Annotated in this window: 12 protein-coding genes and 1 pseudogene; 8 read left to right on the forward strand and 5 right to left on the reverse strand. The window is 67.6% G+C overall.

All coding sequences use genetic code 11. The features are described from left to right. Nucleotides 1-321 precede the first annotated feature (321 nt). From AQI88_RS29650 to AQI88_RS29670, 5 genes are all read left to right on the forward strand, one after another. Nucleotides 322-1392 carry an ABC-three component system protein gene (locus AQI88_RS29650; RefSeq protein ID WP_079057875.1) on the forward strand — a complete coding sequence of 357 codons (1071 nt, stop codon included), beginning with the start codon at nucleotides 322-324 and terminating at the stop codon, nucleotides 1390-1392. Continuing rightward, the gene (locus AQI88_RS29655; protein WP_067004979.1) at nucleotides 1389-1862 is read left to right on the forward strand and encodes an ABC-three component system middle component 2; all 474 of its coding nucleotides are present in this window, start codon (nucleotides 1389-1391) and stop codon (nucleotides 1860-1862) included. Before AQI88_RS29650 ends, AQI88_RS29655 begins: the two co-directional genes overlap by 4 nt. Beyond that, the gene (locus AQI88_RS29660) at nucleotides 1855-3687 is read left to right on the forward strand and encodes an SMC family protein (RefSeq protein ID WP_067004981.1); all 1833 of its coding nucleotides are present in this window, start codon (nucleotides 1855-1857) and stop codon (nucleotides 3685-3687) included. The genes AQI88_RS29655 and AQI88_RS29660 overlap by 8 nt, the downstream gene beginning before the upstream one ends. Before the next feature lie 752 nt (nucleotides 3688-4439). Further along, the gene (locus tag AQI88_RS29665) at nucleotides 4440-5258 is read left to right on the forward strand and encodes a hypothetical protein (RefSeq protein ID WP_079057876.1); all 819 of its coding nucleotides are present in this window, start codon (nucleotides 4440-4442) and stop codon (nucleotides 5256-5258) included. Next, entirely contained in the window at nucleotides 5243-8812 is a 3570-nt protein-coding gene (locus AQI88_RS29670; protein ID WP_067004982.1) for a DEAD/DEAH box helicase, read from the forward strand. Before AQI88_RS29665 ends, AQI88_RS29670 begins: the two co-directional genes overlap by 16 nt. A gap of 182 nt (nucleotides 8813-8994) precedes the next feature. Here the strand turns inward: AQI88_RS29670 and AQI88_RS29675 are convergent, their stop codons facing one another. Beyond that, the gene (locus AQI88_RS29675; protein WP_067004984.1) at nucleotides 8995-9711 is read right to left on the reverse strand and encodes a hypothetical protein; all 717 of its coding nucleotides are present in this window, start codon (nucleotides 9709-9711) and stop codon (nucleotides 8995-8997) included. 484 nt (nucleotides 9712-10195) lie between these two features. Here AQI88_RS29675 and AQI88_RS29680 point away from each other — a divergent pair, with 484 nt between their 5' ends. Then, nucleotides 10196-11053: a hypothetical protein gene (locus tag AQI88_RS29680; RefSeq protein ID WP_067004986.1), complete on the forward strand. Its 858-nt coding sequence runs from the start codon at nucleotides 10196-10198 to the stop codon at nucleotides 11051-11053. 147 nt (nucleotides 11054-11200) lie between these two features. Here the strand turns inward: AQI88_RS29680 and AQI88_RS29685 are convergent, their stop codons facing one another. Further along, on the reverse strand, nucleotides 11201-12160 hold the full coding sequence (locus tag AQI88_RS29685) for a hypothetical protein (RefSeq protein ID WP_159050425.1): 960 nt from the start codon (nucleotides 12158-12160) through the stop codon (nucleotides 11201-11203). A gap of 233 nt (nucleotides 12161-12393) precedes the next feature. Here AQI88_RS29685 and AQI88_RS29690 point away from each other — a divergent pair. Next, nucleotides 12394-12946: pseudogene (locus tag AQI88_RS29690) on the forward strand (hypothetical protein). Here the strand turns inward: AQI88_RS29690 and AQI88_RS29695 are convergent. Beyond that, nucleotides 12903-13694 carry an IS5 family transposase gene (locus AQI88_RS29695; protein WP_067004990.1) on the reverse strand — a complete coding sequence of 264 codons (792 nt, stop codon included), beginning with the start codon at nucleotides 13692-13694 and terminating at the stop codon, nucleotides 12903-12905. The pseudogene AQI88_RS29690 and the gene AQI88_RS29695 sit on opposite strands and share 44 nt — an antisense overlap. Nucleotides 13695-14195: 501 nt before the next feature. Then, complete coding sequence (locus tag AQI88_RS46140) at nucleotides 14196-15347, reverse strand: hypothetical protein (protein ID WP_067004992.1); 1152 nt, start codon at nucleotides 15345-15347, stop codon at nucleotides 14196-14198. Nucleotides 15348-15655: 308 nt separating this feature from the next. Between AQI88_RS46140 and AQI88_RS29705 the strand changes: the two genes are divergently transcribed. Next, nucleotides 15656-16396 (forward strand): hypothetical protein, encoded by a 741-nt coding sequence (locus tag AQI88_RS29705; RefSeq protein ID WP_159050426.1) that lies wholly within the window; start codon nucleotides 15656-15658, stop codon nucleotides 16394-16396. A gap of 767 nt (nucleotides 16397-17163) precedes the next feature. Here the strand turns inward: AQI88_RS29705 and AQI88_RS46145 are convergent. Continuing rightward, nucleotides 17164-17487 carry a hypothetical protein gene (locus AQI88_RS46145; protein ID WP_159050427.1) on the reverse strand — a complete coding sequence of 108 codons (324 nt, stop codon included), beginning with the start codon at nucleotides 17485-17487 and terminating at the stop codon, nucleotides 17164-17166. Nucleotides 17488-17695: the final 208 nt, after the last annotated feature.

The following is a 17695-nucleotide window of genomic DNA, read 5'->3' on the forward strand; positions in this document are numbered from 1 at the left end:
TAGAGGGGAAGCCGCCTGTGCCCGCCTGGCGGCCCGTGGGCTCATGTGCCGTTGTGGCCTGATGAGGTTCTGACGGCGTGAGGAGGTGCGCTCGGGTGCCGTCGCGGCCGCCCCGGTGACCCGACCAACCGGCTCGCGCTATCGGTACGCCGCTGACGGCCGAATCGGGAGCCGTCGCCGAGCCCCGGTGGAGGCGCCCTGTCCAACGACGATCTCTGATGGTAGAAGTTGGCAGCGGCGTGTACTTGGGGGAAACGGCGTACCGGGGGGAGAGAAGTGGACGCATTACCGCAGGGCGGTGGCCAGAGGAGCGCGGACGGGGTGTCCGTGTCGCAGTATGTGCCGCCGCCGTCGGTCGTGCCGCACAACCAGTTCGACACCCGGACACCCCTGCAGCAGGTCTTCTACTGGACGCCGGAACAGTGGGAGCAGTTCACCTGCGAGTGGGTCCGCATGCGCAGGGGCGAGTTCGGCTACCTCGGCGTGGAAGTCCTGGGCGGGACCAACGACCGCGGCGCCGACGTCGTCGCCTTCATGAGCGAGCAGCGGCTGAACGGTGTCTGGCACTGCTACCAGTGCAAGCACTACACCGACGACCTCACGCTCGACGACGCGCTGCCCGAGATGATCAAACCGTTCGTGGCGACGCTGGAGACGAGCCGGACGCTCCCCGCCCGGTACATCTTCGTGGCACCTAAGATCCATCCTCGGCTCAAGGACATGGTGCTGACCCCGGCCGCGCTGAAGGACCGGTTTCTCACGTACCTGGACGGGCGGACCAAGCCGGTCGCCGCGTTGTCCCCACAGACCCGGGCGGCCGCGCGGGCGTTGGCGGAGAGCACGGACTTCTCGATGTTCTGGACCGTGAACCTGGACGAGGTCCTGGAGGTCTACAGCAAGTCGCCGCTGTTCGCCTCCCGCTTCAACCTGCCGCCCACCGGCAAGCCCCGCAAACTCCTTCCCCCTCCCGAGCCCCAGGTCAACGAAGCGCGCTACCTCCAGCAGCTCCTGGACGTTTACCAGGAGAGGTTCGGCGAGGACCTCGCCACCGTGCAGCACGCCTTCGAGCACCCCGATTCGGGAGAGCATCTTGGGCGGCAGCGAGTGGCGTTCTTCGACGCGGAGGCCCTACGCATGTATGCACGAGAGAGCATCGCGGGGGACACCTACGAGGAGCTACAGGACGACGTGCTGACCAACCTGATCGAGGTGGCCGCCATCGACTACCCCTCGGGATGGGATCGCCTCCAGCAGGTCCTCAAAGCTTCCGGGCAGATGACCCTCACCGGGTCGCCCCTGCTGCACCTGTTCCGCAACAGCCAGCGTCAGGGCATGTGCCACCAGCTGGCGAACGTCGACAAGCTGCACTGGTGCAAGGGAGGTTGCCGATGAACCCGCTCAACAGTCCGGTCGAAGTGGGGATGCGTACATTGGTCCTGCTGGCCCGCAGCCATCCTCACCCACTGGACCTCTCTTGGCTGGTGGTCCTGGACCACGCCATGCTGCACAGCAGCCAGTTCGACGGTCCTCCCAGCCTCCATCCACGCCTGCCCGCCCAGCCGGGCGAGCTCGGCATGAAGCGGCAGATGATGCAGGAAGGGCTGGAGGTGCTGCTGCGCGCCGGCCTGGCCACGGTCGAGGCGACCGAGGGTGGGATCGTCTACCAGGTGACCCCGCGCGGCTCGGGGTTCGTCGGCATCCTGGAGGCCCCGTACGTCGGCGAACTGCGTCAGCGCGCGCAGTGGGCCGTGGAGCAGTTCGCCTCGACCACGGACGCGGTGGCGGCCACACGCGACATAACGACCCGCTGGCACAACGAATTCACCACCGACATGCAGCACCTGGGGGTCGGCCGTGGCTGACTTCACCCTGACCCATCTGACGTACGCCGGTGCGGGCCTGCCGACGGCCAGCGTGGAGTTCGACCCCAAGTTCACGGTGGTCTACGGCTCCTCCAACACGGGCAAGACCTTCCTGGTCGACTCCATCGACTACATGCTCGGCGGTCATGTCCGTCCCTCGATCCCGCGCGCCGAAGGATACGGACAGATCCTGCTCGGCCTGCTGCTTCCCGACGGCAGGCCTCTCACACTGGTCCGCAAGCCCGGCGGCAAGAGCATTCACGTACACCAGGACGACCTGAGGGAGCTGTCCCACGCCACCCCCGACGCGATCGTCTCGGCCCGCAGGATCCGCAGCCGCCGTGACATCTCGCACTACCTGCTCAGCAAACTGGGACTGGACGACACCTACGTTCGCACCAACGAGGGCGGGAACACCGAACTGCTCAAACTTGCCGACCTGACCCACCTCACTGTGGTCACCGACACCCGCATGATCGATCCGAATCCGCCCTCGCAGCGCACCCGCGGCACCGCGGCCAGGACCACCGCACGCTCGGTCATGAAACTGATGCTGACCGGAGAGGACGAGCCCCCGGCGACCAAACTCCCCAATGCTGCTCAACGGCGCGTTCAGCGGGGCAAGATCAACCTGATCGATTCGCTGGCACTGGACCTGCACGCCAAACTCTCCCGCGACCAGACCCCCGACGAGCTGCGAGATCAGCTGGCCCGGTTAGAGGACAGCCTCAACGATATGGCCCGCTCGCTGGCCGGTGAGTCCGAGCAGCAGGCCCGCGCCGTCGCCGCCCGTGCACACCTGGCCGAGACGGACGCCGAGCTGGAGGCACGCCTGGGTGAGGTACTCGACCTGCTGGGGCGATTCGACACCCTGCGTCAGCAGTACGAAACAGACCTCGCTCGTCTGGAGATGGTCAGCGAGGCGGGCAATCTGCTGGGCTACTTCCAGGTCGGCCGCTGCGTCTTCTGCGGGGCGGACCCCGAACACCAGCAGGCTCAGCACGGCCATCAGGAGACCACCCAGCTGCACGAGGCCGTGCTCGTCGAGTCCGCCAAGACGCACTCTCTTCTCGCCGACCTCCGGCTGACCATTGAGGGGCTGGAGGGCCAGCGCGACGAGCTGGCCGAACGCCGCACCGCCCTGAGCGCGCAGGCGGCCGAGGCCGACCGGGCCCTGGCACAGATCGAAGCCCGACTGGCCCCTCTCCGCGAGGGGCTGGAGGACACTGTCGACGAGCGACTGCGTGTCGAACGCGACTTGGAACTGCGGGCCCGGCTCGATGAACTGGAAGAGCACCGCTCCCAGCTGGTGGCCCAGGGCGCCCTGCCGTCCAAGCGGCGGGAATCCCTGATCGCGGGCAGAATCCTGTCGTCGTTCGACGAGCTCTTCCAACGCACCCTGGATTCCTGGCGGATCCCCGACGTGGAAGGCGCTGGCTACGACCCCTACAGCGGGGACGTCAGTGCCGGCGGAACGGCGCGCGCCGGCCACGGCCGGGGCATGCGCGCTCTGCTGCACGCCGCGTTCTCCATCGCCCTGGCCCGCTACTGCCTGGACCGCAGACTCCCGCATCTCGGCTTCCTCGTCCTGGACTCGCCCCTGGTGACGTACAAAGAGCCGGACTTTGACGCCGACCGCATCCCCCCGAACGTGATCGACCATTTCTACCGCTCATTCCTGGCCTTCCCCGGCCAGGCCATCGTCGTCGAGAACGCGACGCCGCCCCCAGACGTCCTCGAGCATGCACGGATCGTCACTTTCAGCGGCAGCGGAGCTCGCCCCGGCTTTTTTCCCGCGCGTCCCAGCACCGCCAACCGGACCTGAGACGCACCGAACCCGCAGGGAGTGAAGCCCCGAATGGCCCGGCATGCCGATACCGTGCTGACCGGCTGGCCCCGAGGTGGAACGGCGGCATACCAGGTGCCCTCAGCGCCGCGAAGCCGTCACGGGCTTTCTGCCGACCACCACGCACGGAGAACAACGGGCAACCACCCGAGCGGCACGCTCACGGTAGCGGCCCTGGGTCCGGGGCCTTTCAGGCATCGGACCTTAGGCCGTCGCCCCGCGGTTGGAACCTCCACGCCTCCGTTGCTGCGGGGATGGGCGACCTCACCAACGGCCGACTCGCCCCCCTCGGCGGTGCTAAATGTTCCCTCTCGCTTGCGGGGGATCCTGAGGGCATGTGTCAGGCAACAAGCAGGTGGTCCATGAAGGACAAGTAGCGACCCACGTCTGCGGCCCCCTGTTCTCCAGACTTCGTTATGTCTCATGAGACACGAAAGGCCCTAGACGGGCCCATTGAGCGGCTGCGTAGCGCCCTGTACGCGGCCCTGTCGGGCGACTGCGTAACGACATGATCGCCAGGACCGCCCCGTGCGATGCGATCAGAGCTCCTGAGACACGTGGGCAATTCCGTATGATCGAGCGATAGGCAGATCGCTCCTGTGTTGCATTTTCGCAAGGGGCTCAGCAACGGGTAGGGCGGGGCCGCGGTGCCACGATCGGACGTTCTTGGGGTCTCCGCTGCCGATGCGGATCAGGCGGCAGCTGCACGCGGCTACGAGGTTTCCCCGTTCATGACGCGGACGGCCCAAGCCGCCGATGCGGTCTGCCCGTGGCAGCTGATCGGCTTTGCCGATGACGGTGGAACCGAGCGCGCCGCTGTGGCCTGGATCATCGCGGACGCGCTGATGTCCAATCGTGCCGGGCATTCACGCGCCTATCAGTGGTGGCGGGATGCAGTGCTTGCGGCCAAGCCGCTGTCGGGCGATGAAGCCCGCCTGGTCAAGCCCTTTGTGCAGCCGGTGTTCGGGCTGCCTCCCACGGGCACGGACGCCGACGATCACGTGCCCGGCCATGTCGGGGAGTGGCTGTGGTACCTGCTGACCCGCGAGGAGGACGTGACCGGCCATGAGCTGGCCCTGCTGGAGCCGCCCAGCTGGAGTGTGACCGAGGGAGGCGCGGACGGATTCGCCGTCCACCGGATCGCGGCCGCAACCGATACATCGTTGATCTTCAAATTGTGGGAGATCAAGAAATTCACGGGCAGCGGCTCGGTCAGCGGCACGATCACGTCGGCCGCAACCCAGCTGGCCCGGCGTGGAGAGGAGTACGTCGCGAAGATCTCGTGGGCGAACTCCGCCCTCCCCGGAGATCTCGGCCTGCTCATGAGCGAGCTGACCGAACTGTGGATGCGCGCCGATCCCCGCGGCGGGGCCGGCGTGAGCGTGTCGACCAATACGGCCAGTACACCAAAGCGCTCCGCCTTCTCCCAAGTGCCTACCTATCTCCCTAATCTGGTGCACCCAGGTCAGCTGCGCGGGTTGATCGTCGCGGTCGAGGACTTTGCCGCATTCGCCTCCCAGGTGAGGGGGTACCTATGGAGCGCACTCTGAACCTGCCCGCGCTGCGCGACGCACTCGGACCGCCCCAGCCCGATGCCCTGCCCAGCCCGGAGCAGCTGATCCGCCTCATCGCCGATATCGAGGTCGGGGCGATCATGAACCGCTTCGTCATCGACGACCAGGTGCTGACCACGGCCTGGTATCTCCACGGCGTGTGTGCCCTGTCCGAGGCGGCCGAGCTGTACACGCCCACCCGTCAGCGACACGCGTTCGCGGTGAGTGCCCACATCTTTGATCTCGCGCTCGCCGGTACGGCGCGAGCGCCCGCAGAGCAGCTCTCGCTCGCCTTTGCCGCGCAGGTGGGCTACCGGCGCGCCGGCCAGGACCCAAATGCGACGGCCGTCTTTCGCCGCGTGAGCCATCTGTGCCATGGCCGGGCCGAGCTGGCAGGGGTGGATCTCGGCGGTGAACCGCAGGTCACGGTCCGAGACTTCATCGAAACGCTGGCTCTTGAGGCGGGGGTCGCCTTCCTCGGTCTGCAGACCACCGCCGTGCGCACCCTGGTGCGCTACTGGCGGGACGAGCTTGCGTACCTTGCCGAAGAACTGCAGGAACCCGACCTGAGTGGAACGCTGTTCGGCCCGGCCGCAGCGGTGGTCGACGCGGTGGCTGCCATGGCCAACTTCCTTACCTACGGCGCCCGGAACCGGCTGGCCAGGGCCGAGACCGCCTTGCGCAGCGTGCTCAGCGGTGAGGCCGGCTCGGGCGACCTCAACGCCCGGTGGGTCGCGGCCCATCTTCTGCACTTGATCGGAGACCTTGCCGACGGCAGCCTGCACAGCCTTCTGCCCCCGGGTACCCCGCGTGCGGTGGCGCAGGCTTTCACCCTGACATCCCCGCCGGTGCTCACGCTGTGGCCGCCGCAGCGTGAACTGCTCACGCGGCCGGCCGCCAACCCGCTCGATCCCGCAACGGACCGCCTCCTGGTCAGCGTCCCCACCAGCGCTGGCAAGAGCCTCGTCTCGCAGCTCATCATGTGCACCCATCTGGCGACCGTGCCCGGTCGCGTGATCTATGTGTCACCCCTGCGGAGCCTGAGCCGTGAAATGCGCCGCTCGCTGCGCGACCGGCTGCGTGTCCTGGACCGCGAACTCGGCGTGGACACCCCGGACTTTCCCCTCTGGGGAGAGCCCGTCGCCGAGCAGGACGACGACGAGGCGGACATCGACGTGGTCACCCCCGAGCGCCTCATGCACGCCCTGCGCCACGACCCGCAGAACGCGCTGCGCGACGTGACGCTCATCGTGATCGACGAAGCCCACCACCTGGCCCAGGACCAGCGTGGATTCCTCCTCGAAGGCCTGCTGGCCTTCTGCCAGGCTCACCCCGACGCCCCGCGGCTGGTCCTGTTGTCGGCAGCCATCGGCAACGGCGCGGCGCTGGCTCAATGGCTCGACCCCGACGAGCCGGACGTCCTGTTCACCTCCCCATGGCGAGGACCGCGGCGCCTGCACGGACTGCTCACCACCAACCCCCTGTGGGATCAGAAGACAACCGTTGCCAGGCGGTCGAAGACCAAGCCCTGGACGACCCGGGTGCCCGTCTCGGTGCGCATCAGCATCCGTCCCGCACAAGCCGCGCGCATCGCCGAACTGACGACCAGCCACGACGACCCGCTCGGCGAACTCGTCTTCGGCCAGAGCGATCCGAAGGACTGGTCCTCCAAGGACGCAAGGAGCACCCCCGCCTACAAGATGTTCGCCCGCGCCGCGAACTACCTTCTGCCCGCGGGCCCGATGCTCGTGGTGACCAGCACCCGTCAGCTGGCACAGAACACCGCCCGGGCCATGGCAGACCATCTGCCCGAGCACGAGCCGGCCCACCCCCTGGCCGAGGAGCTCAGCGCCCAGCTCGGCGAAGCCCACCCGCTCATCGCTTGCACCCGTCACGGCGTCGCCTTCCACCATGCGGCCCTGCCCACCGACGTGCTGGAGGCTATCGAGGGTGCCCTGCGCAACGACTGCATCCGGGCCGTGGTCAGCACCACCACCCTCACCGACGGCGTCAACCTGCCGGTCCGCACCGTCGTCATCACCGCCGCCCTGAGCGAGGACCAGCGTTCACAGGCCAACGGCGTGCCGGGGCTGGACGCCGCGAAGCTGCTCAACGCCGTCGGTCGCGCCGGCCGCGCGGGCCAGGAAAGCGAAGGGTGGATCCTCCTCGCCCTCAACCGCAAGATAGACGCGAGCGACCACGACCTGTTTACGCCCACGGAGGCGGACCTGGAGGTCCAGTCCGCGCTGACCACCGAGCGGGCCCTGAACGCCCTTGCCGCAGCCGAGGAACTCATAGCCCAGAGCGCAGACGGCGTCCTGGCCGTCGCGCAGTCTCTGGCCAGCGACTTCATCTCCTACGTGTGGTTCGTGCTGGACGCCGATGAACAGCTCGCGGCAGGCAACCCGCTGCAGGCCATCGCCCGGCTCCTGGCCATGCAACAGCTCCCCGACGACCTCAAAACCCGATGGCAACACCTGGCGGAGCAGACCCACCAGCGGTACCTGACCACCTCGCCCACCGCACGCCGCCGGTGGACCACGACCGGCACCAGTCTCAAGAGCTCCCAGATGCTCGACCGGCTCGCCGGACAGCTTGCCGAACGCGTCCTGCGTGATATTGATCCGGAGTCGGTGAGCGCGTGGGACATCATCGAGCCCGACATCCTCACCCTGGCCCAAACGCTGCAGGTTCTGGACGAGGAGCGCGCCTTCGACGTTCTCCTTGAGCTACCCGAAAGACGCCAGGCCTGGGTCTTTCACGACCGGCGTGCCCCGCGTGGGCGCATCCGGGTGCAGGTCGATCTCCAGGAGGCGATGCACGCCTGGATCGACGGCACGCCCATCCCCGAACTCGCCCGCCAGTGGCTTCCCCAGGCCCCCGCCGACTGGGCCCTGGAGCAGACCGTTGCCAACATCAGCGAGACCTTCGAGCACTATCTGTCCTGGACGCTCGGGGCGCTCATCCATCTCACCAACGATCACCTGACCAAAGAGTCGGCTCCCGTGCGCCTGCGTCCCGACACCGCCTGGTGTCTGCGCTACGGCGTTGACACCGAGCAGGCCCTTCACCTTCTCACCTCGGGCATCCACTCACGCACCCTCGCGCACGCCATCGGCCGCCGGGCCGAGGTGGAAGGCGTCGCCCCCACCGGTCTTCGCCGGTGGCTCGCGGACCAGCACATCACCCAGTGGCGCACGCTGTATCAGGCAATTGATCTGGAAATCGACGACCTCATCGAATACGTCCGCACGCGCAGGCGAAGCCTGCTACGCGCCCTGCTGCAGGACTCCTCGGTGGAACTGGCCGTGGACGCGTACGACCGCGACGCCTACCTGCCATGGGAGGCGTTCGAATCCGAGGTGAGCCTGCACTGGCCCGAGTCCGGCCCCGCCGAAGAGATCGAAATCACCGACGCACCGGGAAATTCCCGTGGCCGGGTACGCGCCGGAGACCACGCCGACCTGGTTGCAGTGCTCCGCAGCGGACTGCCGCTCGCCTTCACGCTCCAAGGAGATCAACTCTCCATCTCCCAAGCGGATGTTGAATAGCAGCCAGTGCAGTCACCCGTCTTCCTGCGGCACTTTGGGGTGTCCGCTGGGTCAGCGAGCCTTCCTGCCTGGTGAGTTGACTGCACTGACTCAGTTGACGGGCTCGACTCAGCGAGTCACGGGCCCCTCGGTGTGGCCCGGTGATGCTGGAGACCATCGCCCACCGGGCCACACCCGACGGATCAGCTTTCGTCGTCGTCCGAAATCTTCACCAGGGAGTGCGGCGCGGTCTTGAGCGCGCAGCCCCGGATGTGTTCGGGCAGAGCGCTGAAGGCCTGTGGGTCGTCGGGATAGTTGTTGTAGAGCACGGCGAGGAAGGCTTCCAGGGTGTCCTCGCGGTCCGGCTCCGCCCATCCGGTGCGCTCTGCGATGCGGCGCCCGACGCGATGGCTGATGCCGGAGTGCTGCGTGCCGTCGACCATCTCGTTCCTTCCGATCAGACCGTCCAGGTGTTCCTTGGCCTTCGGGGTGACGAACGCCTCGACGTCCTTGTAGGTGCGGGCCTGGACGTAGGTGCGGATCCGGTCGGGGGAGATGCGATTGTCCTGCAGGTGCGCCACGGTCGTGCCGATCATCAGGTGGAAGTGCTCCAGCGCGTCGGTCAGCCGGTACAGCGCGATTCGTGCCCATTCCGCGTAGGTGTCCGCGTGGTAGCCGTGCATCAACACCTCGCAGAAGTAGCGGTTGATCTCGCTGATGTGGTGGCGCACGAGCAGCGGGAGTTCCGCGGGCAGCGGATCGTCCGCCTTGAGCTTGTCGGGCACGAACTCCTCGTGCTCGACGCGATCGAGGTGCTCCAGACGTTCACGCCGGACGTCGGCGAGATGCGCGGCATACCGGCGGCCGTCCGCCTCGCGGCGGGCCTTCGCCGCCTGCTTGTCACGGTGGTTGGGGTTCATGATGCTCGTATCCCTTCACGCCGCGCACACTGTCCCGTGACCTGGTGCGCGTCGAGGTACGAGCCGGCACCGGTGATCTGCGTCGCTGCCCTGCCACTTTCGGCGCTTGACCGTGTGTCCTGCTCACGGGGCAGAACACACTGGAACCGGGGCCGACGCAGACGGCGGCCCGCATCTGAGCAACGAGCCAGAGCTCCGGGTGTCACGCCCGCGCAGCAAGAGCCCTGCCGGTGGGATGACAGCGCGTCCGATCGGGTGCGGGCGGCGCGGTTTGGAATGTCGGACACCGATCCGCGCTACGAGGCGGCGTAGCGTCCCGCTCGACGCAGCCGCGGAGACCGGCTGCCGGTCGAAGGGCCCACCCCGGACGGGCCCGCCACGGGCCAAAGGGTGCGATACCCAGTCTCCTCGCGAGAGCACCACACCCATGACGGCTTCCCCCTTGTGCTGACCCGGGCAGCGAACACCCACAGGGAGAACTGCCATGCCCTACGTCCGCGACAAGGCCCACCGCACCGCCTGTCGCCAGCTGCTCGGCCTGTCACACAACGATCTCACCCTGGTCCTCGACCACAGCGGCCGCATCGTCCTGGACACCCCGGATGAGGGGCAGCGGGCCTTCCAGGCGATGCTGCACACCTGCCTGTTCAGCCACGACCGAGAGCATCCCTTTGACCGCATGGAGGGCCGGAGCTTTCCCGACCTTCTGCTCTATTTCGACGGCCTCATGCCCCGGCCGGATCGCCTCGTCCTTCGGATGAGCTGCGCCGCCCGCATCGCCCGCTTCCTGCTGCCCACCCAGCGCACCGACGAGGACGGCACGATGGAGCTCACCGGCCTGCCCGGGCTGAGGCTGGAGTCCGTCGGCAAGCGCAGCCTCGTCCTGCGCCATCTGCCGACCGGATCGCTCCTCGAACTCTGTGACACGAGCGGTCAGTTGGGCCGATGGGACCTTGCTCTGTTGGACGAGCCGTTCGAGCGACAGCTCCTCAAGAACGCCCCACTACTCACGCCCACCGAGACGAACCTCGCCCACTACTGGACCCCCGCTGCCTGCACACCTCTGCGCAGTGCCCTGCTGACACGGGCGTATCTGTGGTGGGGCTGCTGGGGCCATGAAGGCGCCACCACCCCGGCCCACCGGCCTGATGGCCGATACTGCGTGCGCTGGGCCAAGGGCCGCACCACCAACGAGATCGGCACGCTGCTCACGGACTCGCCCATCGCCATCACCGGCTCCACCTACACCCCACCGGCTGCCCGAGGCGACCGGGGGGTGCTGCGCCTGGGTGACGGCCTTGTCGAGCTCGACGGCCCCGGCACACGCCCAGACGGCAGGTAGCCGACCCGGTCGGTGCCTCGCCTATCCTTCGCCTGCTCGGGGCCCACGGGTACTGGCAAGGACCCGGCCCCGCAGGTACCTGCCGCCGGACCGTGTGTCGTCTGCGGCCTGGCGCCCGGAACCGTCCGCTCATGAACCAGCTGGAGTTCAGGATCGAGGGCGAGGCGCGATCTGCAGCGCCGTCAGGGTGCTCAGAGCGGTTGCGGTGTAGGGGCACAGGAACACTGGATCGCGCAGCACATCCCGCTCGGGGAGGTGTCCGGTGTGGAGCTTCTTCGGCGCGGTGATCCAGCCGAGCAGGGGAACGTGGCTGGCGTCCATGTCGGCGGACACGGCGTCAAAGAAGTCCGGGTCGGCGGCGCGGGCATCGCCCGGACCGCAGCAGATCAGGCCGTGTACCGGCATGTTGTACTGGTACGGCATGTCCTCGCAGTCGTAGAAGGCCTGCAGATGGCGCTCGCGCAGGAGGGCCGCACTCTGCCGGGGATGCAGCGGCACCTCCCGCGGGACCCTGCCGGAGTCGCCCGCCCGCAGTCGGCGTTCGAGACGGGGCAAGTCCTCGGTGTGGGAGATGGCCAGGAGGGCCTGCGCTGTGGAATGCGGCCGCCACCAACCGGTGTTCAGCGACGGCGGGATACGCACGATGATGTCGAAGTCGCCGCGTACGCGGCCCAGGAGACTCTGCACGGGCTCGTCGATGTAGACGCACTCCACGAGGTGTCCGTGCTCCCGTCCCCGTTCATGCCGCCACAGCTCAACGGAATGCGTGCCCGGCGACGCCGCAGCAGGGCTGACCGCCTGGCCCCCGCCCAGACGCTCACGGCGGACACTTCTGAGGTGGGCCTCACCCATGCGCGTGATCATCACGCGCAGCCCTGCATGCGCCCAGGCCGCGGCGATGGCACCGATGCTGTGGACGGGAAGCGTCACATCGGTGGTGACGAACTGGAGGACCAGCGCCTGGGCGGGTTCGGCAGTACGGCGCCGACGCAGCGCGGCGGTGTATTTGGCGCCATGTCGGGCTTCACCACGTGCGTGCTGAGCATTGGTTGACGACTTGATCGGCATGGCGTTCTCCCGCTGGCAGAGCCACGCCTCTGCCAGCACAACGTCAGGCCGAAATGTCAGGGGGATGCGCGGGCATCGTAAGGCCTTGACCGTCGGCATCCACCCGGCCGCGTGGTGCCGGTGGGGACAGTGAGCGGCAGTACGCGCCTGGCCGCGAGTGAGAAGCTGTTGTCTTTCCGGGCTTGAGGACTTCGTTTCGGCTGGTCAGGCATAGGCTGGTGCCCTTGTGGGAGTGGTGACCTGTCGTGTCGCCGTTCCCGTGGAGGTCGTGGATGCCGTCGGTCGTGGGGCTGCTTGAACAGCGCGAGCTCGTTGCTCGGCGTCGGGTGGACGAGCTGCGGGAGGAGGCCGACCGGATCCAGGCGGAGCTGGCCCTGGCCGAGCGGGACTGGAAGGAATGGGCCATCGCCCGCTCGCGGGTCGGAGAGGTGCTGGACCCGGTCGAGGAGACCGAGCAGGGCCACGACCAGGTCGGCCGGACGGCGCCGAGGGCCGGCGGACGGGGCGAGCAGACGTCGTCAGGGGCGGGAGCCGCGAAGCCCAGGTCACAGGTTCCGGTATGGCGTGAGGGGCTGGACCGGTCGGTGCTGTCGGTGGACTATCAGCGCATTCTTGAGGCCCTCGGGGACCGGCACCGGCTCCATCAAGGGCCGCTGACCTGCCAGGAATTGGCCGTGATGTTCGGCCTGGACGCGGTGCCGGCCAAGGTGGAGGCGCTGCGGTCGGAAGGCGAAACGCCTGGTTGCGCGGGGCTGGCTGGCCGAGCGGCAGGCGGGCCGGTTCACCCTCGCCCAGGGCCCGGCCGGGCAAGGCGGCGCGTCATGAGCAGGGTCATCGACCAGTAGACCATTGCTTCGGCGCTGGTGGTGCGGCGTTCGAAGTCGCGCACCAGACGGCGGGTGCGCATCAGGTGGGCGAAGAGGCGCTCGACGATCCACCGTTTGGGCAGCACCACGAATCCGCGCATGTCGTCGCTGCGTTTGACGATCGCCAGGACCAGCGCGAACGCGGCCAGGCAGTGCTCGACGAGGCTGCCGGTGTAGCCGCCGTCGGCCCAGACCAGTTCCAGCCGGTGGTGCACATCGGCGACCTGCCCGAGCAGCACCTGGGCGGCGATGCGGTCGCCGGTGTCCGCGGCGGTGACCATCACACCCAGCAACAGGCCGAACGTGTCGACCACGACGTGCCGCTTGCGGCCGTTGACGAGTTTGCCGCCGTCGAAGCCCCGGCTGTCCGCCCCGACGACGGCGTCCGCCTTGACCGACTGCGAGTCGATCACACCGGCCGTCGCTGCCGCGTCGCGGCCCAGCATTTCGCGGACCTGTCCGCGCAGCCGGTCATGGAACTCCCTGACCAGGCCGTGATCGCGCCATCGGCGGAAGAACGCATACACCCGGTCCCAGGGCGGGAAGTCCGCGGGCATGGCCCGCCACTTGATGCCGTTGTCCACGAGATACCGGATCGCATCGAGTACCGCCCGGTGGCAGTACGCCTCCGGCCGGCCGCCGCGGCCCCGCAGCCAGGACGGCACCGGCAGCAACGGCCGGACCCGGGCCCACTCCGCGTCCGTCATGTCCGAGGGATACCGCCGAACACGTTCCGGATGATCGGCCGCGTTCCCGAACCGGTGAGCGGCACAATCACACTCCGGTGCAACCGAGTTGAACTCCACCGGCGCGAGCACGTACAACTGCGGCAACAGGGTCTCCTGGATCTCGGTTGGCTTCGCAACCCCGAGCTACCAAGAGGCCCTGTACTCATGCGCGCAGCCAGCTTCGACCACCCGAACGAGACTCCCGTTCGACGCACACACCTCAAGATCGGCACGACAACAGCCACTAAGACTTCGTGAGGGCCTGCCACCGGAAACGCCGGGGGCAGATGGAGCTGACCGTCTGCGCTGGGGATTTCGTGTACGAGCTCGGCGGTCAGGGCCCCTCGCCGGCTACCCCGGCCTGTCAGACGGCATGAGGATGTCAGCACACGGCGAAGCGAGAGTGCCGGTGATACCGCCTTCTCCGCTCCGGGCCTGCGCGGTGCCAGCCCGGAGCGGAGAAGAGGGGAGCGGGAGGACTCAGTTCCAGGTGATGAGGACAGCGCCGTCCTGGCCGGCCTGGCCAGCCTCGCCGCCGGAGCCCGAGGCGCCGGCTTCGCCGTCGACGCCACGGCCGCCGGCGCTGCCATTGCCACCCTGGCCTTGCGGGCTGCCCGGCGTAGTGTTGGCGCCACGGCCGCCCTTACCGCCGTCCCCGCCCTTGCCGAAGCTCATGCCCTGGGCGTGATGGCCGGGTGCACCGGCGGTCGTGCTGGCAGTGCCGGCTGTGCCGGGCAGTCCGCCCGGACCGGCACCGCTGCTGGTGGCTTTACGGCCGTTGGCCCCATCCTCTCCGGCCCCTCCGTTGTTGCCGGTGGGACCGTGTGCACCCTTCACGACCGTGACCGCGCCGACGCTGTAGTTGGTGTTGCAATGGCCCACGCGCCGCTTGCCCTGGTCGCCGGGTGCGGCGCCTCCTGCCCCGCCCTTGCCGCCCGCGCCGCCGTCTCCGCCGCTGCCATGCGAGGAGCCGTAGCTGCCGGCGTTGCGCTCGGTTGGCCCCTTACTACCGCCGCCCCCGCTGTTCCCGTCAAAGGCGGGCACGTTCCAGTAGCCGTTGCTGACCACGGAGTACCCCGTAGGGTCGAGGAGATCGCGGGTGGCGCCGTCCTTGCCGTTGCTGCCGGGGCGACCGGCTGTCCCGTCGCTGCCGGAGTTGTCATATGCGCCGCCAGCGCCACCCGCGCCGCCGGCACCGCCTTGCTCACCGCCTCCACCGGCCCGGCCCGTCCCCACCCAGATCTTCAACTGGTGGCCGCCATCGCCTTGCAGTTTGAGGGTGCAGCTGACGAAGGAACCGGCATCGCCGCCCCCACCGCTGCCGCCCCCACCGCCGCCGCCTCCACCGCCGCCCCCACCGCCGGCGTGGTGCCTGCCTCCGCCTCCGCCTCCACCGCCGCCTGCGCCTCCGGTGCCGCTGCCGCCGGCACCGCCGCCGCCCCCACCGCCGGGCCCCCAGACATAGACGGTGACCGCGGTCATCCCGTCCGGAACCGCGAACGTGTGCTGGCCAGGTTTCGTGAAGAGCTCGCTGCCCGCGGCGTGCGCGGGAGGACTGACCACCCCGGTCAGCGCCAAGGCCATGCCGGTACTGACCGCGATGCTCCTGATCCGATGGCTGGACATCTTCACAGGCCACCCCCCATTCCTGCGTCATGGAACGCTCTGTTCCGCTGCCATTACAGAGGGCGCTGTGAGCTGCGGGAACGGCAGGCGGGCGAGGTTCACTCGATGGAGCACATGGGCGGCTGTCATAAGCCAAGCCGATGTCTATATCCGGCCAAGCGGCATGACCGGAGCCGAAGCCCTGGTGGTAAGGACGGCTATTCGTGAGGGGCGAATAGGCCGCCGCCTGAGGCCCGGCGCCGATCCGCTCGGAGGGACGAGCTGACGAGGCCAGCATCACCCTTCTGTTCCCGGGCCCGGCTAGGGTTCGGGCTGTGCGCAACGGAGCATCGGCCCCAACGACATCGCAGGCCATCAAGAGCATCAGGATCGTGTCACCCCATCAGGGACGGCATGCCCGAATAGCTCGCCTCAGCTGGGCGAAGGATCCCCAGTCCGACGATGCGAGCCTCTACATCGAGCCGTACATAGGCGCCGGCTGGAGCGCAATGGGGCATTCCGCCGCCGAGCTCGCCCCGAGCGCGACGACAAGCCTGACCGCGCAGCGGGTCTATCCCAACGCGAAGTTCGGCGATGCCCAGCTCTCGTTGCACCACAGCGGGCAGACCCACGTCTATGCCGGCCCGCATCGTCGGGAGTTCCGCCTTCCACCGGTGCAGGGTGCCCGTCTCGACGACCCAGCGGGCGGCCACGTTGCCACCATCAGCTGGGCGACCTTGGACGGACTCCCAATGCCTGACCGCCCGCTGGTCTTCACCGGGCCGAATATCGACCTGGTGGTGCCGGCTGACCCGCACGCCGCCAGGATGTCCGTCGTCCTCTACTCCGGGACCGACCAGGACGCGATGGAGGGCCGGCATTCGTTTCTCAAGAACAATCCGCTGCTGCGGATGGACCGCCTGGGGATGCCCACTCCGTTGCACTTCGGCTTCCGCTGCCGTGTCATTCCCGGCCAGCGCCAGGACCCCCCGGGAGTATTTGTTGCTGGCGGATGGGGGCCTGGTGCCTCACAGGAGGACGCCGTGCCTACCGCGGCGGTGTGGGTCGGCCTGTAGGTGAGCCCTGCACCAGGGCATCGCATGCTGCATGGCGGGACGAATTTCCTTGAAATGGCTGGTACTGGCAGTGATTCAGGAGAGACGAGTAGCTTTCCGGCATGTGGATCAGGCTCGGCGTGGCCGGTAAGACGAGGATGCTGGATAAGGTGTCGATGCATTTCCTTGCGCCAGTTGGTCAGCCTGCTCTCCCTATTCCCGATGGTCTTTCCCACCGTCACCACCCGTGTGGTGGTTTCGAGCGGTAATCACTTTCCCCGCGGTGCCAGGGTAGACGGCGGGCTGGTGGGTCGACTGGTGGGTACTTGTGAGTGGGGGCGGCAGCACCGGTTCTGTATGGGTGTACAACACAGTGGCGAAGATGCTGGTACCGGTTTCTTTACTTGAGGAACAGTTGCAGACCACCAAACCGCAGTCAGGAGAATGAGACCGGCTGCTACTACGAGAAGAGTTGCAACCTTGTATAGAGTGAATCGGAGGGGGATCTTATTCGGCTTCCCCGTGGTCTGCCCGCCGTTCTTCAGAAACTCGCGTCTTGCCAGCGCGTAGTCAGCCGCGCTCCATGACAAGCCAAGGAAGAGGCCGGCAAGTACCGCACAGGTCACGAATGCTGCCCGCAAGTAGCGAGAGCTTTCAGTAAAGGAATCCTTGGCGATGTCTCCAAAGAGAATTAGCCCACCCAGGGTGCCAAATGCGCCCAACGCCAGTGCAGCCAGGCGTTTGTCCGCGAACTGCTTGGCATCCTGCTGAGGAGCGGCCATCACGCCTCAACCTTGAGGCCAGAAGTGCCACGCACTGTTCATGAAACCCACAAAGAAGTCCACCGCATCTTTGACCTCAGACCAATCAAGCTCGGGTTCTCGGAATTGCACTCGCGCCCCCGCCGCAATTGCCACGTTGGCAATGAAGAGCTCAACTGCGTGGTCTGGGGCGCCCTCCCTGCCCCGTTTTTGGTCGACGGCACGCACCGCCAACTCGATCGTTGGGTAAATCTCCTCAGCGGCAACTTCAAATCCGACCCGGCTGAGAAATTCCAAGCCGCCTTGAAGTCCGCGAGCCACTGGTTCTCTCCCCGAGAATGCCTCGGACATCACTCCTCCAGCGCTTTATATTACTTCTCTCCCTTGAACCTTCTGTTCCAGCCTATGCATGCGGCACAGGGTTTCACGATCGACACAAGGAGTTGCGTCCGATTGGATGTCCACCTGGGATGTGCCTGTCCCATGCGAACGGCGGGCAATGCTGCCTGTTCGAGTCTGCACTTGGGATCGCTCTCGCTGTCGGTAGCTACAGGTGTTT

This window comes from Streptomyces cellostaticus, from assembly GCF_001513965.1.
Lineage (GTDB): Bacteria > Actinomycetota > Actinomycetes > Streptomycetales > Streptomycetaceae > Streptomyces > Streptomyces cellostaticus.